Origin of the sequence: Pseudomonas triclosanedens, from assembly GCF_026686735.1 — a bacterium.
Taxonomy (GTDB): domain Bacteria; phylum Pseudomonadota; class Gammaproteobacteria; order Pseudomonadales; family Pseudomonadaceae; genus Pseudomonas; species Pseudomonas triclosanedens.
In genome coordinates, this window is record NZ_CP113432.1 from 6,109,257 (window position 1) to 6,129,789 (window position 20,533).

The window sequence follows — 20,533 nt, forward strand, 5'->3', positions numbered from 1 at the left end:
CTACAAAACTATCCGCCACGCCCAGGGAATAAGTCCGTGAATACTCCCGCCAGCCCTAGTCTCCCCAGCTCCTGCGACATTCTGGTATTCGGCGGTAGCGGTGACCTCGCCCTGCACAAGCTGCTGCCGGCGCTCTACCACCTGCATCGGGAGAATCGCCTGCCGGCCGACACGCGGATCTTCGCCCTTGCCCGCAGCAACCGCGACGCAGCCGCCTACCTGGCCCTGGCCGAGCGCAACTGCCGCGCCCAGGTGGCGCGCAACGATTTCATCGTAGAAGCCTGGCGCAGCTTCGCCCAGCGCCTGGAGTACCTTGCCATCGATGCCTCGCAAAGCGCCGATTTCGGTCGCCTGGCCAAGGCGCTCAAGCACAGCGAGGGCCGCGTGCTGGTGCATTACCTGGCCACCGCGCCGAGCCTGTTCGCTCCGATTGCGCAGAACCTGAAGATCGCCGGGCTGGCCGGTCCGCTGGCGCGCATCGTGCTGGAGAAGCCGCTGGGCCACTCGCTGGAATCGGCTCGGGCGATCAACCAGGCGATTGGCGAAGTGTTCGACGAGTCGCGGGTGTTCCGCATCGACCACTATCTGGGCAAGGAAACCGTACAGAACCTGATGGCACTGCGCTTCGCCAACACGCTTTTCGAGCCGGTGTGGCGCAACGGGCACATCGATCACGTGCAGATCACCGTCAGCGAGACTCTCGGCGTGGAGAACCGCGGCGGTTACTACGACCACGCCGGAGCCATGCGCGACATGGTGCAGAACCACCTGCTGCAACTGCTCTGCCTGGTGGCAATGGAGGCGCCGGTGCGCTTCGACGCCGAGGCGGTACGCAACGAGAAGGTGAAGATCATCGAGGCGCTGCGGCCGATCTCCGGGCAGGACGTACAGGACAAGACGGTGCGCGGCCAGTACGCCGCCGGGCACATCGGCGGGCAGGAAGTACCGGCGTACTGGTTCGAGAAAAATGTCGACAACGACAGCGATACGGAAACCTTCGTCGCCATTCAGGCAGAGATCGACAACTGGCGCTGGTCCGGTGTGCCGTTCTACCTGCGCACCGGCAAGCGCATGGCGAAGAAGTGTTCGGAGATCGTCATCCAGTTCAAGCCCGCCCCCAACGGCCTGATCGGCTCGGCGAGCAACACGGCCAACCGCCTGTGGATAAGGTTGCAGCCTGAAGAGCGCATCAGCGTGCAGTTGATGGCCAAGGCGCCCGGCAAGGGCATGCAGCTGGAGCCGGTGGAGCTGGACCTGAACCTCGCCCAGGCATTCAACCGCAACAAGCGCCGCTGGGATGCCTATGAGCGTCTACTGCTGGATGTGATCGAGGGCGATTCGACCCTGTTCATGCGCCGCGACGAAGTGGAAGCGGCATGGCGCTGGGTCGACCCAATCATCAAAGGCTGGCAGGAGTACTACCAGAGCCCACGCCCCTACCCCGCCGGAAGCAACGGCCCGGAACAGGCGCAGACCCTGCTGGAATTGCAGGGACGACGCTGGCTGGAGTGATCCCTTCACCGGAAAGCACAGGACGAGCGCCGCGCAGGATGGCGTGGAGCGCGGCGATACCCATCCTGCAGACAGCCCGTCGGGCATATCGTCGTGGGGAGCCGATAGAGCATCCGTTGACCTCGCTCACCATGCTAGAGGCCCCGATTCCCTAGAGTGGCGGACTTTTATCCACAGCCCGCTCCGCCATCATGTCCCAGACCCCGTTTTCCCCCGAACTTCTCTGCCCGGCCGGCTCGCTAAAGAGCCTGCGCCACGCCTTCGCCTATGGCGCCGACGCCGTCTACGCCGGCCAGCCGCGCTACAGCCTGCGGGTGCGCAACAACGAATTCGACCACGCCAACCTCGCCACCGGTATCAACGAGGCCCACGCCCAGGGCAAGCGCCTCTACGTAGTGGTCAACATCGCCCCGCACAACGCCAAGCTCAAGACCTTCCTGAATGACCTGGAGCCAGTGCTGGCGATGGGGCCCGATGCGTTGATCATGTCCGATCCCGGCCTGATCATGCTGGTTCGTCAGAATTTTCCGGAAGTCGATATCCATCTCTCGGTGCAGGCCAACGCGGTGAACTGGGCCAGCGTGGAGTTCTGGCGCCAGCAGGGGCTCAAGCGAACGATCCTGTCCCGCGAGCTGTCGCTGGAAGAAATCGCCGAGATCCGCGAGCGCGTGCCCGGCATGGAGCTGGAAGTCTTCGTCCACGGCGCGCTATGCATGGCCTATTCGGGCCGCTGCCTGCTGTCGGGCTATATCAACCGCCGCGACCCCAACCAGGGCACCTGCACCAACGCCTGCCGCTGGGAATACAAGACCCACGCCGCCCATGAGGACGAACTGGGCCACGCGGTGCGCGACGTCGAGCCGACACTGGGCATCGGTGCGCCGACCCGGGAAATCGTCCTGCTCGAAGAAGGCAATCGCCCCGGCGAGCTGATGGAGGCCTTCGAGGACGAACACGGCACTTACATCATGAACTCCAAGGACCTGCGGGCCATCCAGCACGTGCAGCGCCTGACGGAGATGGGCGTGCACTCGCTGAAGATCGAAGGCCGTACCAAGTCCCACTACTACGTTGCGCGCACCGCCCAGGCCTACCGCAAAGCCATCGACGACGCCGTCGCCGGCCGTGCCTTCGACCTCGGCCTGATGCAGACCCTGGAATCCCTCGCACACCGCGGTTACACCGAAGGCTTCCTGCGCCGCCACGTGCATGACGAGTATCAGAACTACCAGTACGGACACTCGTTGTCCGAGCGCCAGCAGTTCGTGGGTGAACTCACCGGCGAACGGCGCAACGGCCTGGCCGAGGTACGGGTGAAGAACCGCTTCGAAGTCGGCGACAGCGTCGAGCTGATGACTCCGGCAGGCAATCGCACCTTCCGCCTGCAAGCGCTGGAGAACAACCGCGGCGACTGCATCGGCATTGCGCCGGGGGACGGGCACATCGTCTACCTCCCGCTCCCCGAAGACCTCGACCTGCAATACGCGCTGCTGATGCGCAACCTGGATGGGGGGACCACGCGCGACAAGCACGAGAAGGCTGTGGGCGGCGGCTGCGGGAATGACTGCGGCACGTGCGGTTGCGGCGGGAGCTGAGTCTTGAGCAGCACGTTCTGGCGGAACACCCATCCGCCAGAAGCGCAGGTTGGCATGGAGCGATGCCCATCAATCCGCGCGCCGACAGCATGGGTATCGCCAAGGCTCCGCCCATACTGCGCAAGCCCCGGGCGGCTCAAGGATTCTGCAGGAACACCACATAGCCCCTGAACCACCGACTCTTCGCCAGGTAGTCCGGCGCCTGCCATTGCCCGTACTGCGCCAGGCCGATGCGGAACGGCAACTGCAGGCGCGCCACACGCGGCAGATAGGCCTGGTAATTGGGGATGGTGTGGCGGCCCTGGTAAGTCTGCACCACCACCTCGTCCACCACGCCAGCCAGACGGTTGATGGTGTCCGGCGCGCCGTTGCTGCTCCAGTCCATCAACCCGGTGATGCTCAGCCTGTAGTCCCCCGGCAGGCGCTTGCGCAGGTCCTGGAGGAAGTCGACGTATTCGCTCAGATAGCGCGTTCGCGCATCGAAGTCGATCTGCACACCTACCACCGGATTACCGGCGGCGCGCCAGCGGCGCAACTGGGACAGCAGGGTGCGGTAGATGTCCTCGTGCCAGCGCAGGGTATGGGCACGGTAGACCACCCATACCTCGCCCTGGGACAGGCGAGGTATGGCGATGCCCTGGGCGATCAGCCGGGCGCGACCGTCCTTCTGACGTGGCGCGCTGATCTGCCCTTGCAGCACATAGAGCGTGTGCGCCTGGGCAAGCACCGGCTGCCTCTCGACACCGCTCCACAGCCAGAACGCGTCGTGATCGACGGCGTCCACCCCGCCGGCAGCCGCCGTGGCGCTGCCCAGCAGCAGCGCCAGCCCGACCGCGACAACCCGCAGCACGCAGCTTACCAGTAGTACTTCAGCGCCTTCGCCCAGGGCGTGCTGGCGTACTGCCCCTTGAGCGTGCGGAACCACTGCTTGCGCTGCGCCGGAGCGATGTCCTGGCTACCGCAGCCGTTGAATCCGCTGGGGGCGTAGCAGTTGATGGCGCGGAACAGCGCGTAGCCGCGGTCATCCTCCGGCGCCTGCTTGTCGGCGATGATCTTCAGATAGCCATCCATCCGCGAGTAGGCGCTGCCGGGGAACAACGACTCGCTGCCGCCCAGCTCGCGCTCGCTCGGCTGGCTGTCCAGCGGGAATCCATCCAGGCCGTTGCGCAGGATGAACTCGCCCAGGCAGTTCAACGCCCGAGGCGGTTGCGGGCTCTGCAACAGGTCGCGGGCGACGTCGACGATCGCCGGGCACTCGTAGCCGGTGTCGTTCTTGCCACCCGGCCACTGGAACAGTGTCAGCGGCATGCTGCCGTAGAGGTAGCCGATGCTCGCACCCAGCGGCTTGCCGCCCGGCTCGGTAGGGAGCAGCGCGAGGTCGTCGATGAACGCCTGGTACTGGCCGTGCAGCAGGTCCTTGTAGAGCAGAGCGAACAGCGCGGTGTCGCGTTCCTCCACCGATGCGCCGGCCGCACGCGCCTGCTGGCGCAGCAGCTCGGGGCCGGCGACGTGGCGCAGGAGAATTTCGCGGATGATCGGCGTCTGCACCGGCGAGCCTTCGGCGAAGACCTTCACCAGGCGGTCGCTGCGCTCGTAGTTGAACGCCAGCGCCAGCTCCAGTTGGTCGCGTTGCAGCGGCTGATGCGCCAGCGGCAGCAGCCGCAGCCAGAGCTTCTCGGCGGCGATCCAGTCATTGCCGGCCTCCAGCGCGAAGCCACGCAGGGCCTGCTGGCTGAACGCGAGGTAGTCGAGCTTCTCGGGGATATCCTCCGGCAGGCTCTTCAGCGCTTCGCCGGGGTTCTCGTCCACGTACAGATGGTAGGCGGCAGTCAGGTAGTCATGCAGCGCCGGTTGCGCGGCGAACAGCTCCTTCTGCGCGGCGAGGCCGGCGCCGTCAAGCGCGCGCGGCTCGTTCGGCTCATGGTGGCGCATCTGCATCAGGTCGAGCACAGCCAGCAGGCGCGGGTCGCGCACATCCGCCGGGCGGGCGGTGACCAGCAGCTTGTTGTCCACCTCCTGGATCAGTTGCCCAAGGTCGGCATCGGGGCGGGCGAACAGCTCGGCGTACTCGCCAGCGAGCCGGCTTTCGTCACTCATCAGCCAGTAGATACGGCGCAGCAGGCCCTTGGCCGAGGCGGCGTACTGGCCCTGCGGATACTGCTTGAGGTAATCGCCCAGGCTGGCCTCGGCATTCTTCAGCACGTTCTTGTCGACCTTGCGCAGGTCGGGGTAGCCCATCTCGTCGAAGGCATTCTGCTGGGCTTCGTTGAGCAGGCTGCGGGCAATCATGTAGCGGGCTGTTTCCCGCACCCAGGGCAGGTCGCTGGACTGCAGCGCGCGGAACGCCTTGAGCGCCTCGCCGAAGCGGCCGCTATAGAACTCCGCGGCCCCCTTGAGATAAGTGGCAAAGGCCTTGCCCGGCGCGGATTGCAGGTCGGAGGGCAGGATGACGGTGAGCTGCGTGTCGTCCCACTGGCAGGCGCCCAGCAGCGTCAGGCGGCTGCGCGCCAGGCTCTGGCGCTCCTCGGCACTCAGTGCGTCGGCGAGCAACAACTGGCTGAGGAAGTCCTGTGCGGTGCCCGCGTTGTTGCTGCGGCAGCGGCTGCCTTCGCCGCTGGCGAAGCTGTCGGAGGGTTGCGGCAGGCTGTCCGCCTGCAGGCCGATGCGCGCGACCAGATCGGCCAGCGGCGCTGAGGCCGAGGTGGCGGCGGTCGGGCTGCCGGCATCGGAAGACAGCCCATCGTCGAGCAGGCGCGCAAGAGGGAACGGCACCTTGCCATAGCCCAGTTGCTGTTCGTCGTCGGAGAGCGGGCGATCCGGAATGGTCGTCTGTCCGGCATCGGCCAGCAGCAGTTGCAGATTGACCCGGCTGTCGTTGCCCGGGCTCAGGAACGGCAAGCTGTTGCACACATCCAGCGTGTCGCGCTTGAGGTTCCAGCTCGGGTAGCACGAGTCGTCGCTGCTCGCGCGCGCTTCCTGCACGCCGAGGCTGCCGATCATCAGGGCCAGTAGGGTTAATCCGTGCAGACGCATGGAGGGTCCTTGTCCGTTGGGGCCCGCACGCTGGGCACGGGGCGTTGACTCATCGAGGAAGAATCTTACCTCGCTCCACCGCCGCTTGCCGCATCCGCGTGGGCGAACCGCCGCCACGACGCGCCGGGCGGTAGGACCCGCTGCCCAGTGGTTACGTGCCTTGGCACCAGGGAAGGCCCTGTACGCACCGAGCCCCGCCGTCGACGGCGGTTCGTGCCTTGCGAAGAGGCATCGACGCACGATCTATCACTTCCCGCCGCCCCCTGCTCGCCGGAGCCACAGCGCTCGGTATTACCGGCGCGCTGCCCGGTAGCGGCCGAAGCTGGCGCGCAGAGCGAGGGCACGGCGCGCGTCCCGCAGAGCATCCTGAAGGGCAGCAAGACGTCGGCTTGGCTGCCGGTGCCGCCGAACGCGATGAGCGAGGAAGGGGCGAAGACGCTCGCGCGGATCGCCTCCCTCAGGTGGCCTGCGTGGCGCGCCCGCTCAACGGCCCGCCCGCAGGCGGGTGGCGAACGCCTCGGCCGCCAGCGGCGGGCTGATCAGGAAGCCCTGGATCTCGTCGCACAGGTGTTCGCGCAGGAATTGCAGTTGCTCGGGCTGCTCCACACCTTCGGCGACCACCTTCAACTCCATGCTATGGGCCATCGCGATGATGGCCCGGGTGATCGCGGCATCCTCGCCCTGGGCAGACAGGTCGCGGATGAACGTCTGGTCGATCTTCACGTAGTCCACCGGGAAGCGCTTGAGATAACTGAGCGATGAGTAGCCGGTACCGAAATCGTCGATCGCCAGCTTCACGCCCATTTCACGCAACTGGCGGAAGGTCGCGGTGACGCTCTCGACGTTGTCCAGCAACTGGCTCTCGGTGAGTTCCAGCTCCAGCAGATTCGGCGGCAGGCCGGTTTCGTCGAGCACGGTACGCACCAGGCTGACGAGATTGCCTGTGCGCAACTGATGAACCGACAGGTTCACCGATACCCGCAGCTCACCCAGCCCGTCGCGCTGCCAGCCACGCGCCTGGCGGCAGGCGCGGCGCAGGACGAATTCGCCGATGGCGCCGATCAGTCCGGTTTCCTCGGCCAGCCCGATGAAGTCTCCCGGCGGCACCATGCCCAGTTCCGGATGATGCCAGCGCACCAGCGCCTCGGCGCTGTCCAGGCAGCCACTCTGCAGGTTCAGCTTGGGCTGGTAGTAGACATCCAGTTGGCCCTCATCGATAGCCTTGCGCAGCCGGGTTTCCAGTTGCAGGCGCTCCAGGGTGCAGGCCTGCAGGTTGTCGGTGAAGAACTGGAAGGTGTTGCCGCCCAAGTGCTTGGCATGCTGCATGGCCATGTTCGCCTGGCTCATCAGCGCAGAGATTTCCCGCGCGTTCTCCGGCAGCAGGGCGATACCCAGCGAGGCACTGAGCACCAGTTCGTGGCCACCCACGGTCATCGGCGTGCGCAGCTTGGCCAGAAGACGGCTGGACAGCCGCGCCAGCGCCGCGAGGCTGGCATAGGAATCGATCAGAATGGCGAACTCATCGCCGGACAGCCGCGCGATGGTGTCGGCCTCAGGGACGGTCTGGGTCATGCGCCGCGCCATCTGCCGCAGTAGCTGGTCGGCGACTTCATGGCCGAGGCTGTCGTTGAGCAGCTTGAAGCGATCGAGGTCAATCAGCAGCAGCGCCAGCCCGCGGCCCTCCTGGCGGGCACGCTGGCCGGCCTCGTGCAGGCGCTCCTTGAACAGGCTGCGGTTGGCCAGCCCGGTGAGCTCGTCGTAATGCGACAGGTAGCGCAGGCGCTCTTCGGCATCGCGGCGGGCAGTGAGGTCGGCGAAGAAGCCGACGACCTGGGCGACCTGCCCACGGCTGTCGCGCACAACGTTGAGCTGCAGCCACTGGGGATAGAGTTCGCCGTTCTTGCGCGTCTCGATCAGCTCGCCCTGCCAGGTACCCTGGCGCTCCAGCTCGGCGCGGATCGACTGGTAGCGTCGCAGGGTTTCCGGCGAGCCCATCAGCAGGCTGACGTTGCGCCCCAGTACATCTTCGCGACGGTAGCCGGTGAGGCGGGTGAAGGCTTCGTTGATGGCGATCAGGCGGTAATCCGGGTCGAGAATGATGATGCCTTCGCTGGCTGCCTCGAACACCGTGGCGGCCAGGCGCTGCTCCTCTTCACGCAGCTTGCGGGTGGAGATGTCGCAGCGGGTGCCGACCATCCGCGTGACCTTGCCCAGCCTGTCGCGCGCCATCACCCGGCCGCGGTCCTCGACCCAGACCCAGTGCCCATCGGCATGGCGCACGCGGTATTCGATGCGGTAGCCATCGGTGCGGCCCTTGAGGTGCTCCACCAGCGCGCGGCGCAGCAGCGGCAGGTCGTCCGGGTGCAGGCGCGGGCGCAGGTCGTTGCGCACGCTCTTCACCGAAGCCTGGGTGATCCCGAAGATCTCCTCCAGGTGCGAGTGGTGGACTTCATCCGTGACCAGGTCCCAATCCCACAACCCCAGTTCGCTGGCCTCCAGCGCCAGCGCCAGGCGCGCCTCGGTGTGGCTGAGCTGCGCGCTGCCCGCCTCCACCCGCGCCTGCAGGGCATCGCGGGCGTGGCGCAGCTCGCGCTCGGCACGGCGACGCTGCTCCACTTCACGCTCCAGGTCCTGGTTCAGCGCTTCGGTCTGGCTATTGGCGTGCTCCAGGTGCGCCACCAGTGCCTGGGCCTGGAAACGCCGCAACAGGCCGGAGTGGACCACCCGGTGGATTTGCCAGGCCACCACCAGCAGCGCCGCCAGAAGGATTACTCCCAGCAGGCCCCAGCCCTGTTGCAGCGGATTGTCACTGAGCAGCAGGTAGGCGATGGAAGGGAACAGACAGGGCAAGGCAAAAGTGAGGAATGCCGGCAGGCTGACCGCGTAGGCGACGCTGGCCGAGAGAATGGCGGCGGCGATCAGCCCGAACACCAGCGATTGCTGGAGGAAGGCATCGGCCGGCACCAGCGCAATGGCGGCGAACGCCAGGGTCAGGCCGGACGCGCCGGCGCCGAACAGGAAGGTCCGCTGCCAGTGCGGGCTGGCCTGGCGCTCGGGGGATGCGGCATGGAACGCAGAAACCTGGATAAGCCGCAACACAGCCAGCAGGACCAGCCAGATCAGCCAGCCGGCCAGTACCCCGCTATCCTGTCCCCCCCACAGCAGGGCGGCGCAGGCCAGACCGTTGAGCAGCATCAGCAGGGTAGGAATCCGGGACCCCTGATACAGCAGGCGCGTGCGTTCGACGGCGATTTCATGAGCATACTGCTGGCGGATGTCGGCATGACTGACCGGCACCGCCGAAGGCTCTACATAAGCGGTCATAGGCGTTTTTCTTGTAGGTTCTGGGCCTAAGCGTCGGCGGAGCATAACCGAGGACAAACCTTTGCTAACAGCATCACAGATGGCAAATAGCCGGCTGCCCGCCCAACTTTCGTCGGGAATCCGTCGAATGGTCATGCGCCACGCCCAGGCGCAGAACCTCTGCCCAGCCGTTACGGATCAACCGACGGCACGTCGGAACCAGCGGCTATTGGCCTGCCGTTGATGCGCACGTCACCACTGGCCCGCACTCCGTCCTCGCCAATAGGCAATCGTGCGGTTCAGATGGGCGTCGGCGCTCTCGATGCCGCCCGGCCAGAGCTGCGACTCCAGGCAGAAACGGCCCGCGGCCCGAATTCCAAACCAGAAGATCTCGCCGGCACTCGAACAGAGTCGCAGCAGCCAGACAGCGGACTGGTTTGCCGGGGTTTTCCCCCCACCGGTAGAATGCCGCTCCATGAATGATGACCTCTCCCTCCTGCTCAACTCCCTCAACGACCCGCAGCGCCAGGCCGTAGCCGCCCCGCTGGGACGCCAGCGCGTGCTCGCCGGCGCCGGGTCCGGCAAGACCCGCGTACTGGTGCACCGCATCGCCTGGCTGATCCAGGTGGAGCGCGCCTCGCCGCACAGCATCCTGGCCGTGACCTTCACCAACAAGGCCGCCGCCGAGATGCGCGCGCGGATCGAGCAGTTGCTGGGGATCAACCCGGCGGGCATGTGGGTCGGCACCTTCCACGGCCTGGCCCACCGCCTGCTGCGCGCGCACTGGCAGGAAGCCAACCTGCCGGAGAACTTCCAGATCCTCGACAGCGACGACCAGTTGCGCCTGGTCAAGCGCGTGGTGCGCGAGCTGGGCCTCGACGAGCAGCGCTGGCCGCCGCGCCAGGCGCAGTGGTTCATCAACGGGCAGAAGGACGAGGGCAATCGCCCGCAGAATATCCAGGCCGGCGGCGACCTGTACCTGTCGACCATGGTCAGCATCTACCAGGCCTACGAAGAGGCCTGCGCCCGCGCCGGCGTCGTGGACTTCGCCGAGCTGCTGCTGCGCTCGCTGGACCTCTGGCGTGATCGCCCGAGCCTGCTTGAGCACTACCAGCGGCGCTTCCGCCACATCCTGGTGGACGAGTTCCAGGACACCAACGCCGTGCAGTACGCCTGGCTGCGCTTCCTCGCCAAGGGCGGCGAAAGCCTGATGGTGGTGGGCGACGACGATCAGTCGATCTACGGCTGGCGCGGCGCGAAAATCGAGAACATCCAGCACTTCGCCGATGATTTCGCAGGCACCGAGGACATCCGCCTGGAGCAGAACTACCGCTCCACCGCCACCATCCTCAAGGCCGCCAACGCGCTGATCGCCAACAACAGCGGACGCCTGGGCAAGGAGCTGTGGACCGACGGCGTGGACGGCGACCCCATCACCCTCTATGCCGGCTTCAACGAGCACGACGAGGCGCGCTACATCGTCGAGACCATCGAGGATGCCCTGCGCAAGGATGGTTTGAAGCGCAGCGAAATCGCCATTCTGTACCGCTCCAACGCCCAGTCCCGCGTACTGGAAGAGGCGCTGTTGCGGGAAAAGATTCCCTACCGCATCTACGGCGGCCAGCGCTTCTTCGAGCGCGCCGAGATCAAGAACGCCCTGGCCTACCTGCGCCTGATCCGCCTGCGCGACGACGACGCCGCGCTGGAGCGGGTGATCAACGTGCCGCCGCGCGGCATTGGCGAGAAGACCGTAGAGGCGATCCGCAACGCCGCGCGCCTGAATGGTACGTCGATGTGGCGGGCGATCAACGACGTGATCGCCGCCAAGGCCGTCGCCGGCCGCGCCGCCAGTGCGCTCAATGGTTTCCTGGAAACCGTCGACCTGCTGGCCGTGAAGGTCGAAGGCATGCCGCTGCATCAGATGACTCAGATCGTCATCGAACAGTCCGGGCTGATCACCTACCACAAGGAAGAAAAGGGCGAGAAAGGCCAGGCCCGGGTGGAAAACCTGGAAGAACTGGTCAGCGCCGCACGCGCCTTCGAAACCCCGGACGACGAGGACACCCCACCGCTGGTGGCTTTCCTCGACCACACCGCGCTGGAGTCCGGCGACACCCAGGCCGATGCCTTCGAAGACAGCGTGCAACTGATGACCCTGCACAGCGCCAAGGGTCTGGAATTCCCGCTGGTGTTCCTGGCCGGCATGGAAGAAGGGCTGTTCCCGCACAAGATGAGCCTGGAAGAACCCGGCCGTCTGGAGGAGGAGCGCCGCCTGGCTTACGTCGGCATCACCCGCGCCATGCAGCGCCTGGTGATGACCTACGCGGAAACCCGCCGCCTGTATGGCAGCGAGACCTACAACAAGGTGTCGCGCTTCGTTCGCGAGATCCCACCGAGCCTAATCCAGGAAGTGCGCCTGTCCAACTCGGTGAGCCGTCCCCTGTCGGGCAACCAGCGCAGCGGCAACCTGTTCAGCGGCGCAAGCGTGCCGGACACCCCGTTCAGCCTCGGCCAGTCCGTGCGCCACCCGCTGTTCGGCGACGGCGTGATCCTCAACTTCGAAGGCTCCGGCGCCCAGGCTCGGGTGCAGGTGAACTTCGACAGCGAGGGCAGCAAGTGGCTGATGATGGGTTACGCGAAACTGGAGGCCATCTAGGCCTCCAGCGTTCTCAGCGCTTCAGCGGCGCCGGGCAGAGCGCCGTCTGCATGTCGGCGACGCGATAGCCGTCCTGCTCGGGCAACAGGTACTTGCCCATCAGCAGCGGCTGGCCGATCCGCCCGCCGAAGCGCTGCCCACCACTGGCGGTGGAGCCGATGTAGGTCGGCTGCGCCATCGCTTCCACACTGAAGTTGCGCGGCATCGGCTGGTCCGCGGCGAGCACCTGCCTGCCGTTCAGGTAAACCCGCAACTGGCCCTGCTCCGGCCCGGGGAACGGGAAGGCGGATGCCGGCTTGACGTTGAAGCTGGTGATCAGCCCGTTGCAGCCCTCGCGCCAGTTCAGCGGCTCGCTGCGGAAGCTGCCGGAGCCGTGGGTGACCACCAGGCGGCCCTGCTCCAGGGCCAGGCGCCAGATGCCAGGCTGCTCAGCCAGTACCTGCGGGGCGGGGCTCAGATTGCGCGTCAGCGCCAGGCCAAGGCTGTAGGCACCGAATACCGGCGAACGCTGGAAGTCACGCCCGCTGAGAAAGGCCGGCGCGGCACCGATGGCGGGGTGCCATTGCAGCGGAATCGGCCGTGCGCGGCGCTCCCAGTCGCGAATCAGCGAAGACGCTTCCTCCCGGCTGAATGGCGTGTCCTGCGGCGCGGCGGCAGCGGCGCTGCCGATCGGCCCGGTCAGCGGACGGTTGAAGAACTGGTTGAACAGGTCGCGGTAGAACAGCCCGCGGCCTTGTAGATGGCCGGAATAGGTCATGCCCCAGGTCATCACATCCGCCGCCCAGTACAGCGCATCCACCTTCGGCAACGGCGTGCCGTCGCGCAGTTGCGGCGACAGATCGCGGCCCATCAGCCCCGCAGGCGCCGTGCCGCCAACCATGCCGACCAGCGTGGGATAGATATCGGTGATATGCGAGATGCCGGCCACGTCGCGGGCATTGGTGTGCCCCGGCCAGATCATCATCAGCGGCGCACGCACTCCGCCTTCGAAGTAGGTGGCCTTGGTGCCGCTCAGGGGATAGTTGCTGTCGCGCGCGATATTCGGGCTGCCGTTGTCGCTGGTGAATACGATCAGCGTATTGTCCAGTTGCCCGGAGCGCTTGAGCGCGTCGAGCAGCCGCGCCACGTTGTGATCGAGCTGCTTGAGCACCGCGAGGTAGCGCCCAGCGTCGGTATCGGGGTACTGCCGGCGGAATTCCTCGGAGGGCTCGAACGGATGGTGCGGCGACAGCAGCCAGAGGTTGATGAACCACGGCTTGCCGTCCGCCCGCCCCTTGTCGATGAGGGACACGGCCTGGTCGGTCAGCAGGTCATCGAGCTGGCCCTTGTACTGCACGGGCGGGCCGTCGTCGCGCTCCAGCCAGGGATCGTAGAAGGTCGGCTTGCGGCGCACGAGCACGCCATTGGCATCCGGCCCCTTCAGGACGAAGTGGTTGAGCATGCCGAACCAGTCGTCGAAGCCCTGGTGGTTGGGGCGAATCTGCAGGTATTCCAACCCTTCGCCGACATGCCACTTGCCCAGGTGATGAGTGCTGTAGCCCAGCGAGCGCAGCGACTTGGGCAGCGTCTCGAGGTCGGGCGAAAGCCCCAGGCCGTCCGGCTCGAAGCCAATGCTCACCGGGGCGCGGCCGGTCAGCAGCGCGGCGCGGCTGACCGAGCACGTGCTGTCCGTGTAATGCTGGCGGAAGCGCAGCGCCTGGGTGCTCAACTGATCCAGCGTCGGGGTCGGCGCCTGGCCATCGCCCCAGGAAGCGATATCGTTGTTGCCCAGATCGTCGGCCAGGATGAACAGAATGTTCGGCCGGGCAGATTGATCCTGAGCATTGCTCACGGAGAACGTGGCAAGCAGAATCAGCCACGCAACGGCAAGTCGGGTAGTGAGCGCGCCTGTCGCTCGCTTGGATAAGAACAACATTCAGTGAATTCCCGAAAAATGCTTAAGAAGCTTTTCACCCCAAAGAGCACGAGCGATGCCGGCGCCCCCGCGAACGGCCTGCTGCTGGACTACCCGGCGCTGATGGCACGGGTGGTCGAACAATCGCCGCAATATGCCAGCAACACCCCTTTCCCGCACATCGTCATCGACGACTTCCTGCCGGCCTCGACCATCGGCCGCCTGCTGGAGGAATACCCCCGCGACCAGGCCGACCCGATGTGGAACGATGCGACCCACGCGGACAAGACCAGTGGCGAGTACGTGCAGAAGGACAAGCGCAACATCCGCGACCCGCTGCGCATGCCCCCGGCGTACCGCCAGTTGTTCTGGGAGCTGAACTCGCATGGTTTCCTCGAATACCTCTCGCACCTGAGCGGCATCGCCAACCTGATCCCCGACCCCAACCTGCGCGGCGCCGGCATTCACCAGATCGCGCGCGGCGGATTCCTCAAGGTCCACACCGACTTCACCACGCACCGTGACTTCGGCCTGGATCGCCGCCTCAACGTGCTGATCTACCTGAACGAGGAGTGGCCCGACTCCTATGGCGGCCATCTGGAACTGTGGGACCCGGCCATGAGCGGGCCACCCAAGCGGGTGCTGCCGATCCTCAACCGCTGCGTGGTATTCAGCACGACGTCCACCTCGTTCCACGGCCATCCGCTGCCGCTGACCTGCCCCGATGGTGTGTACCGCCGCTCCCTGGCGCTGTACTACTACACCAACGGCCGCCCGGCCGGCGAGGCAGAGCCGGGATTCGCCACGCACTGGCGCGACCTGCCGGCCTGACACCTCTCAGGCGTCCGCCGCGCGGCGCGCCCAGGGCGCGCGCGCGGAGAAGGTCGCCAGATGCGACTTCAGGCGCAGGAACGGCGTTTCCACCAGTCGATAGCTGAGCCATGCCAGGCCCCACGACGCCAGCAGGCTGAAGCCGATGCGCAGCAGGTAGGCGCTGGTGTGGGTCTCGAACTCCAGGCCGGCGGCCCGGAGCGGGTAGAGGCAGTAGAACTGGACCGGCACGTGGATCAGGTACAGCGAATAGGAAATCCGCCCGAAATGATCCAGCAGCGGGTTGACCAGCACGACCTTGCTGCGCCAGTCGAACGCCAGCAGCCCGAGCATCACACCGCCCCATAGCAGCGCCTCGATGTTGTGGTACATCGGCAGCGCCTGCAGCGCATTGCGCTCGCCGGTCAGCGAGAACCAGAACCACAGGCGGCCCAGCGCCAGGAGGCAGGCAAGCACCACGACCCCGGCGATAAGCGGGCGCCGTGCCAGCCGGTTCTGCCACGCGGACAGGTTGAACATCGCGCAGGCAGCGCCCACCAGGAAGGCGCCGCCACGGCCGAACAGCGAGTTCTCCCACGGGTTGAGCTGCGACAGCCAGCCCGGCGAATGGAACAGGTACAGGTGCGCGCCCAGCCAGGCGAGCAGCCCGCCGGCCGCCAGCCAGCGGCCAAGGCGATAGCGCAGCAGCCACATCAGCCACGGCAGCAGCAGATAGAACTGCACTTCCGTACACAGCGACCACCAGGGCACGCTGAAGGGGAACACCTGGAAGCCGATGGGAACGAACAGCAGCGCCTTGAACGCGGCGACCTTCTGCGTCATGCCCCAGGCAACGAACACCGCCGCGTAGTAGAGCGGCACGATGCGGAAGAAGCGCGCCCAGTAGAAGCGCCGGATGCTCACCTCGCGGCCGGTGCGCAGGCCGTCCAGGAATGGCCGCGAGAGCAGGAAGCCGCTGAGCACGAAGAACAGCGTGACGCCGGTATTGCCGCCGCCCAGCAGCGTCACCCAGAACGGATTGTCCGGGCGCACCGCAAGGTTGAGAATGCCGAAGTAGTGGAACCCCACCACCAGCAGGATCGCCCAGCCTCGCAGCGACTCCAGCTCCGGCATGTAGCTGGCTGGCTGCCGCAGTCCCTCGCGGCCATCCGACGAAGTCATGCGCGATCAGCCCTCGGCCTTCTGCTGGGTCAGGCGCTTGAGCTTGCGCGTGTTCTCCAGGTGCTTGCTGGCATGCACGTAGAACGCACGCAGCGCGGCGCCGTCGTCCTCGCGGGAGCCTTCGAAGAGCAGTTTCAGCAGCGGATGGTCGGCGCTGCGGTTGCCGCCCGGCTTGCGCAGCACGCCCAGGCCGAAGCCGTGACCGAAAGTGAAGGTCTCGTGCTGGGCACAGGTTTCGTCCCAGAACTTCCAGGCGCCGAAATCCTGCACACGCGCGGCGACGTCGTGGAACAGGATGATGCCGCCCGGCTTGACCTTGGGATACCAGTTGGCGAAGTCCTGGCTCACCGCTTCATAGGTATGGAAACCGTCGATGTGAAGCAGGTCGATGCTGTCGTCGCTGAAGTGCTGCAACGCCTCTTCGAAGAGCATCCGCATCAGGTACGAGAAGCCGTGGTAGTGCTGGCGGTTGTGTGTATTCACCGCGCTGAACACCGACTCATCGTACTTGTCGGTATGGGCGTCGCCCTCGAAGGTATCGACCGCGTAGCACAGGCCGTCGATCTCGTTCTCTTTCATCGACTGGCAGAAGGTGAAGTACGAAAGTCCCTTGTGCGTACCCAGTTCCACCAGGAGCTTGGGGCGCAGCGCGGCGACGATGTCGTAGCCGAACGGCAGGTGGTCGACCCAGGTGCTGAAGACCATGTGCAGTGGCTCGAAACGGCGCACCGACGGCGGCATATAAACTGAGGTCATACCGGTAAAGCCTCCGATTTCTTCGAGGGGGAAGAGTAACGACTCTTCAAGGCAAGGAAGGGTTTTTCGATCAGGCCGTAGCTCGCCTGAGCCACTGCCAGCGCGCCCACGAAGCCCATCAGCAACCGGGCCCAGACGGGCAGCGCGGCGCTGGCGGGAACGTACTGCGGCAAGGCGAGGCTGAGTGCGATCAGCGGCAGGTGAACCAGATACAGCGAATAGGAAATCCGGCCCAGGTAGCGCAACACCTGGCTGACCGGCGACGCCGTGTTCCGCGAGCCGGCGAGCAGGACCAGGGCGACACCGCCCCACAGCAGGCTCTCCGGGATCACGATCCACGGCTGTCGCCAGGAGAAACTCACCACGCCATGCTCGACGGCGATCTGCAGGAAGGCCGCCAGCAACACGGTGAGCAGCGCCAGCAGGGCAAGCCGCGAGCCTGGCGAAAGCACCGGCAGGCGCTGGTTGGCGAGCATCCAGCCGATGCCCGCGCCGACCAGGAACGCCGGCAGCTTGCCACCCAGGAACAGCGCCCAATAGATGTTCCCGAGCAGGCCGAACGACACCCAGCCCAGACATATCGACACGAACAGCGCAAACCAGGCCAGCAGCAACGCCGCCAGCAATGCCGGCGCGCGGGCCAGCAGCGCGAAGGCGATGGGCAGGAACAGGTAGAACTGCACTTCCGTCGACAGGCTCCACCAGACATTGCTGAAGACGCCCACATCCTTGCCCCAGGCGAGGAACAGCAAGGCCGCCGGCAGTTGTCCGTAGTGCCCGGTGAACAGCACGCCAACCAGCACGGCCAGGTAGTACAGCGGCAGGATCCGCAGGGCCCGATGCAGTGCGTAGAGCTTCAGGTCCATCGGCTGGCGTTCGCGCAGGCCGTTGAAGAACGGCCGCGATACCAGGATGCCGCTGAGCAGGAAGAACAGCGTAACGCCGGTATTGCCGGCATAGATGAAAGACAGCCAGTACGTACCCCACGGCGGCGGTGTGAAACCAAATGCCTCGGTGACGCCGTGGTAAACGACGACCAGCAGGATGGCGATCCCACGCAGGTCATCGAGTACCGCGACTCTGGACTGGCTCATGGCTTCAGTGCGGCTCCCGTTCGAGCTTGCGCAGATCGTCCTGGAAGGGATGCTCGCCGTTGTACGCGAAGCGATCGAAACGCTCCTGCGCCAGCTCCGCCGAACGCAGCAGGTAGCGCTGCGCGGGGGCCTTGATCTTGCCCAGGAGAATCGGCTCGACCGTCGGCGAGCGATAACGCCGACCCAGCAATTCGTGCAACTGCGCCTTCTGCTGTTCGAGGATTTTTGCCCGGCCCTCCACCTGCGACGTGGTCACGCCACCGTGCAACTGGTGGAACGACCCTTCGCCCGCCAGCACATAGAGCTGGGTGCGTGGATGCCAGGCCAGCGCACCATAGATGTAGAGGTTCAACGCACCGCCACCGGGCATGTCGAAGCGCTCGTCGGCATTGCCGATCTCGGCCAGCAGCTCTGCGGCCATGAACAGGCAGTTGCACTCCATGAACGGCTGGAAGAAGCCCTTGGGATTGGCGCCGCTCCAGCAGGAAATCTCGAACAGCCGGTAACCGTTGTTGCGCCAGTCGATGCCCGCCAGCAGCGCCTGTTCCTTCTCCTCGCTGTAACCGCGGGCGAGGTGGTACTGCTGCTCGTCCTCGCCCAGGTGATAGCCCGGCACGGCGACGAGAGCGCCGGGATCCATGCGCAGCGCCATCAGCGCGTAGCGCACCACACCGGGCGTCACCATTCGCGCGCCGTCGATCATCAGCCCGATGAAACGCCCGCGCGCCTGGCCGATGGCAAAGTTGATCGCCGGCGCCGGCGAGACCCCCGGCTCATCGCGCAGGAAATAGCGGAAGTTGCCAGGCAGCCGGGAAATGGCCTCGGCGTCCATGTTTCGCCGCGAGCGGTTCTCCACCAGGATGACTTCGTAGTCATCGGCGCTGACGCCTTCCTGGTAGTCCGGCGCCAGACTGATCAGCGTATTGAGCGCCTGCCGCGGCATGTCGTAGGCAATGACGATGATCGACAACAGCGGCTTCTGCGGGCTGGGCGCGGTCATGCGGACTGCACCCGGCTCAGCGAATGGCCAAGGAAGCGGAAGATGTGCGGATGCGCCGTACCCAGCAGAATCGGGTGGACGCTGGGCGGGTTGCGGTTCTCCCCGCGAATCTGCCTGTCCTGCTCGTCGAGCAGCTTGTACACGCGTTCGCGCTCCTCGCGCAGGGTGCCGGTGGTGACACCGCCGTGGAACTGATGGAACGAGCCTTCGCTATAGAGCAGGTAGAACGGCGTGTTGGGGTATTCGAGCAGGCGCTTGTACAAGTCGAGGTTGGCGTTGCCGCCGCCGAAGTCGTTGTAGCGCGGGTTCACTCCGCCCAGCGCCTTCCACTTGCGCATCGACATGCCGATGAAGTTGCTCTCGTAATTGGCCTGGAAGAAGCCGCCCTGGCAGGAGCCGCTGAGCACGGCGATGTCGAACAGGCGGTAGCCGTTGCTCGGCCACTCGATGCTCTGCAGCAACACCTGCTCGGCGTCCTCGTTGTAGCCCTCATTCACTGCCACCTGCTGCAGCTTGTGGCCGATGTGGTAGCCCGGCACCGACACCGCCGCCTCGGGCGCCAGGCGGAAGGCGTCCAGCGCATGGCGCAGCACGCCCGGAGAGAGCATGCGCGCGCCGTCGATCATGATCGCGACGTGGCTGCCTCGGGCCTGGGCGGCGCCGAAGTTGATGGCATGGACCGGCGTACGCTCGGTCTCGTTGCGATGGTAGTAGCGCACGTTGCCCGCATGGCGGGTCGCCCGCTCGCGGCCCAGCAAGCGATCAGAGTGATTTTCGACGACGATCACTTCGTAATCGCGCTCGTTCACTCCGTGCTGGTATGCCGGGCTAAGGGAGTGCAGGGTCTTGTCGGCCTGCTCCGGCATTTTGTAGACGATGACGACGACGCTCAGTCGCGGCGCGCGGCGAAAGATGGGCATGACACAACCCCCGGTCAGTCAGCGATGGCCTTCAGGGCCCGATACAGGTCTTCCAGCTCGGGGGAAAGCGTCTCGCCGCCCTGCTGGTGATGCTTGAGTTCCGAGCTGAAGAAGCGCCCGGCCTTGGGTGGCACCAGGCCGAAGCGGTGCAGCACGGTGTCGAGCTTGCGATGCAGGCTGTTCTCGTCCTCGTCGAAGCACAGCACCGGGAACTTGACCCGGCGGTGCAGTTCGAGAAGACGGCTGTTGTAAGCCTTCCACAGGGCGAACGCCTGCTCGCGCGGCATGCCGCCACGGGCCTGGAGAGAGTCGGCCACGGCAGACGGATGGCGGAAGATGCCGATGAAACGCAGGTCGGGAATCAGTTCCTGCCAACCCTCGACGGCCAGCAGCGCGCGCGGGTCCTTGAAACCCCAGCGCGGCGCCTCGCTGTAATCGTCGATCAGCTTGCGGGCGGCTGCGTACTCGGCCTCCGTCCACTGCGGGCGCTCCGCCGGCGGATTGTCCCAGGCACCGCCGCGGGCGGCGAGCATCGCATCGTGGAACGCGACGATGTCGGTGTTCTCGCGGTTGCCCTTGAGGTTATGGGGGTTCCAGGTACTGTGCTTGCCCAGCTCCAGACCTGCTTCCTGCAGGGAGCCGGTGAGGAAACTGGTACCGCTGCGGTGCATGCCGACCACCATCAGCACCAGGCTTTGCGGGGCGGCGGGCTTCCGAGAGGAACCGAACAGGACATCAAATAGGCGCATACCAGCTCTTTTTTCTTATGTTTGGGCGA

General features: G+C 65.8%; 14 protein-coding genes. 4 read left to right on the plus strand and 10 right to left on the minus strand.

Translation table 11 applies throughout. From position 1 onward, the window contains the following. Nucleotides 1–36: 36 nt before the first annotated feature. Nucleotides 37–1,512, plus strand: coding sequence for a glucose-6-phosphate dehydrogenase (zwf, locus tag OU419_RS28255; protein WP_254469584.1), 1,476 nt, complete (start codon nucleotides 37–39; stop codon nucleotides 1,510–1,512). 191 nt (nucleotides 1,513–1,703) lie between these two features. After that, nucleotides 1,704–3,107 carry a prephenate-dependent tRNA uridine(34) hydroxylase TrhP gene (gene trhP, locus OU419_RS28260; protein WP_254469585.1) on the plus strand — a complete coding sequence of 468 codons (1,404 nt, stop codon included), beginning with the start codon at nucleotides 1,704–1,706 and terminating at the stop codon, nucleotides 3,105–3,107. Nucleotides 3,108–3,243: 136 nt separating this feature from the next. Here the strand turns inward: trhP and OU419_RS28265 are convergent, their stop codons facing one another. The 3 genes from OU419_RS28265 to OU419_RS28275 form a co-directional block, all read right to left on the minus strand. Further along, nucleotides 3,244–3,954: a DUF3142 domain-containing protein gene (locus OU419_RS28265; protein ID WP_408004975.1), complete on the minus strand. Its 711-nt coding sequence runs from the start codon at nucleotides 3,952–3,954 to the stop codon at nucleotides 3,244–3,246. Between the two features lie 8 nt (nucleotides 3,955–3,962). Continuing rightward, entirely contained in the window at nucleotides 3,963–6,140 is a 2,178-nt protein-coding gene (locus tag OU419_RS28270) for an outer membrane assembly lipoprotein YfiO (RefSeq protein WP_254469586.1), read from the minus strand. Nucleotides 6,141–6,623: 483 nt separating this feature from the next. After that, on the minus strand, nucleotides 6,624–9,464 hold the full coding sequence (locus OU419_RS28275) for a putative bifunctional diguanylate cyclase/phosphodiesterase (protein WP_254469587.1): 2,841 nt from the start codon (nucleotides 9,462–9,464) through the stop codon (nucleotides 6,624–6,626). A gap of 454 nt (nucleotides 9,465–9,918) precedes the next feature. Here OU419_RS28275 and uvrD point away from each other — a divergent pair, with 454 nt between their 5' ends. Continuing rightward, on the plus strand, nucleotides 9,919–12,099 hold the full coding sequence (gene uvrD / locus OU419_RS28280; protein ID WP_254469588.1) for a DNA helicase II: 2,181 nt from the start codon (nucleotides 9,919–9,921) through the stop codon (nucleotides 12,097–12,099). A 13-nt stretch (nucleotides 12,100–12,112) separates the two neighbouring features. Here uvrD and OU419_RS28285 read toward each other — a convergent pair whose 3' ends face one another. After that, nucleotides 12,113–14,014: a sulfatase family protein gene (locus OU419_RS28285; protein WP_254469589.1), complete on the minus strand. Its 1,902-nt coding sequence runs from the start codon at nucleotides 14,012–14,014 to the stop codon at nucleotides 12,113–12,115. Between the two features lie 18 nt (nucleotides 14,015–14,032). On the opposite strand from OU419_RS28285, the gene OU419_RS28290 reads away from it, so the two are divergent. Continuing rightward, entirely contained in the window at nucleotides 14,033–14,824 is a 792-nt protein-coding gene (locus OU419_RS28290) for a 2OG-Fe(II) oxygenase (protein ID WP_254469590.1), read from the plus strand. A gap of 6 nt (nucleotides 14,825–14,830) precedes the next feature. On the opposite strand, the gene OU419_RS28295 is transcribed toward OU419_RS28290, so the two are convergent. The 6 genes from OU419_RS28295 to OU419_RS28320 are packed head-to-tail and all read right to left on the minus strand — an operon-like array spanning nucleotide 14,831 to nucleotide 20,504. Next, nucleotides 14,831–15,985: an acyltransferase family protein gene (locus OU419_RS28295; RefSeq protein WP_254469591.1), complete on the minus strand. Its 1,155-nt coding sequence runs from the start codon at nucleotides 15,983–15,985 to the stop codon at nucleotides 14,831–14,833. 6 nt (nucleotides 15,986–15,991) lie between these two features. After that, nucleotides 15,992–16,741 (minus strand): class I SAM-dependent methyltransferase, encoded by a 750-nt coding sequence (locus OU419_RS28300; RefSeq protein ID WP_254469592.1) that lies wholly within the window; start codon nucleotides 16,739–16,741, stop codon nucleotides 15,992–15,994. Further along, the gene (locus OU419_RS28305) at nucleotides 16,738–17,835 is read right to left on the minus strand and encodes an acyltransferase family protein (RefSeq protein WP_254469593.1); all 1,098 of its coding nucleotides are present in this window, start codon (nucleotides 17,833–17,835) and stop codon (nucleotides 16,738–16,740) included. Before OU419_RS28305 ends, OU419_RS28300 begins: the two co-directional genes overlap by 4 nt. Before the next feature lie 4 nt (nucleotides 17,836–17,839). Continuing rightward, nucleotides 17,840–18,835: a glycosyltransferase gene (locus OU419_RS28310; RefSeq protein WP_254469594.1), complete on the minus strand. Its 996-nt coding sequence runs from the start codon at nucleotides 18,833–18,835 to the stop codon at nucleotides 17,840–17,842. After that, nucleotides 18,832–19,755, minus strand: a complete 924-nt coding sequence (locus OU419_RS28315) for a glycosyltransferase (protein WP_254469595.1) — start codon at nucleotides 19,753–19,755, stop codon at nucleotides 18,832–18,834. Before OU419_RS28315 ends, OU419_RS28310 begins: the two co-directional genes overlap by 4 nt. Before the next feature lie 14 nt (nucleotides 19,756–19,769). Then, complete coding sequence (locus OU419_RS28320) at nucleotides 19,770–20,504, minus strand: sulfotransferase family protein (RefSeq protein ID WP_254469596.1); 735 nt, start codon at nucleotides 20,502–20,504, stop codon at nucleotides 19,770–19,772. Nucleotides 20,505–20,533 lie beyond the last annotated feature (29 nt).

What these genes read in the sequence shown, in the direction of transcription:
- OU419_RS28305 (WP_254469593.1), bottom strand. Translation starts at nt 17,835, where the DNA reads ATGAGCCAGTCCAGAGTCGCGGTACTCGATGACCTGCGTGGGATCGCC.
- OU419_RS28315 (WP_254469595.1), bottom strand. Translation starts at nt 19,755, where the DNA reads ATGCCCATCTTTCGCCGCGCGCCGCGACTGAGCGTCGTCGTCATCGTC.
- trhP (WP_254469585.1), top strand. Translation starts at nt 1,704, where the DNA reads ATGTCCCAGACCCCGTTTTCCCCCGAACTTCTCTGCCCGGCCGGCTCG.
- OU419_RS28310 (WP_254469594.1), bottom strand. Translation starts at nt 18,835, where the DNA reads ATGACCGCGCCCAGCCCGCAGAAGCCGCTGTTGTCGATCATCGTCATT.
- OU419_RS28285 (WP_254469589.1), bottom strand. Translation starts at nt 14,014, where the DNA reads ATGTTGTTCTTATCCAAGCGAGCGACAGGCGCGCTCACTACCCGACTT.
- uvrD (WP_254469588.1), top strand. Translation starts at nt 9,919, where the DNA reads ATGAATGATGACCTCTCCCTCCTGCTCAACTCCCTCAACGACCCGCAG.
- OU419_RS28300 (WP_254469592.1), bottom strand. Translation starts at nt 16,741, where the DNA reads ATGACCTCAGTTTATATGCCGCCGTCGGTGCGCCGTTTCGAGCCACTG.
- OU419_RS28270 (WP_254469586.1), bottom strand. Translation starts at nt 6,140, where the DNA reads ATGCGTCTGCACGGATTAACCCTACTGGCCCTGATGATCGGCAGCCTC.
- OU419_RS28320 (WP_254469596.1), bottom strand. Translation starts at nt 20,504, where the DNA reads ATGCGCCTATTTGATGTCCTGTTCGGTTCCTCTCGGAAGCCCGCCGCC.
- OU419_RS28290 (WP_254469590.1), top strand. Translation starts at nt 14,033, where the DNA reads ATGCTTAAGAAGCTTTTCACCCCAAAGAGCACGAGCGATGCCGGCGCC.
- OU419_RS28275 (WP_254469587.1), bottom strand. Translation starts at nt 9,464, where the DNA reads ATGACCGCTTATGTAGAGCCTTCGGCGGTGCCGGTCAGTCATGCCGAC.
- OU419_RS28295 (WP_254469591.1), bottom strand. Translation starts at nt 15,985, where the DNA reads ATGACTTCGTCGGATGGCCGCGAGGGACTGCGGCAGCCAGCCAGCTAC.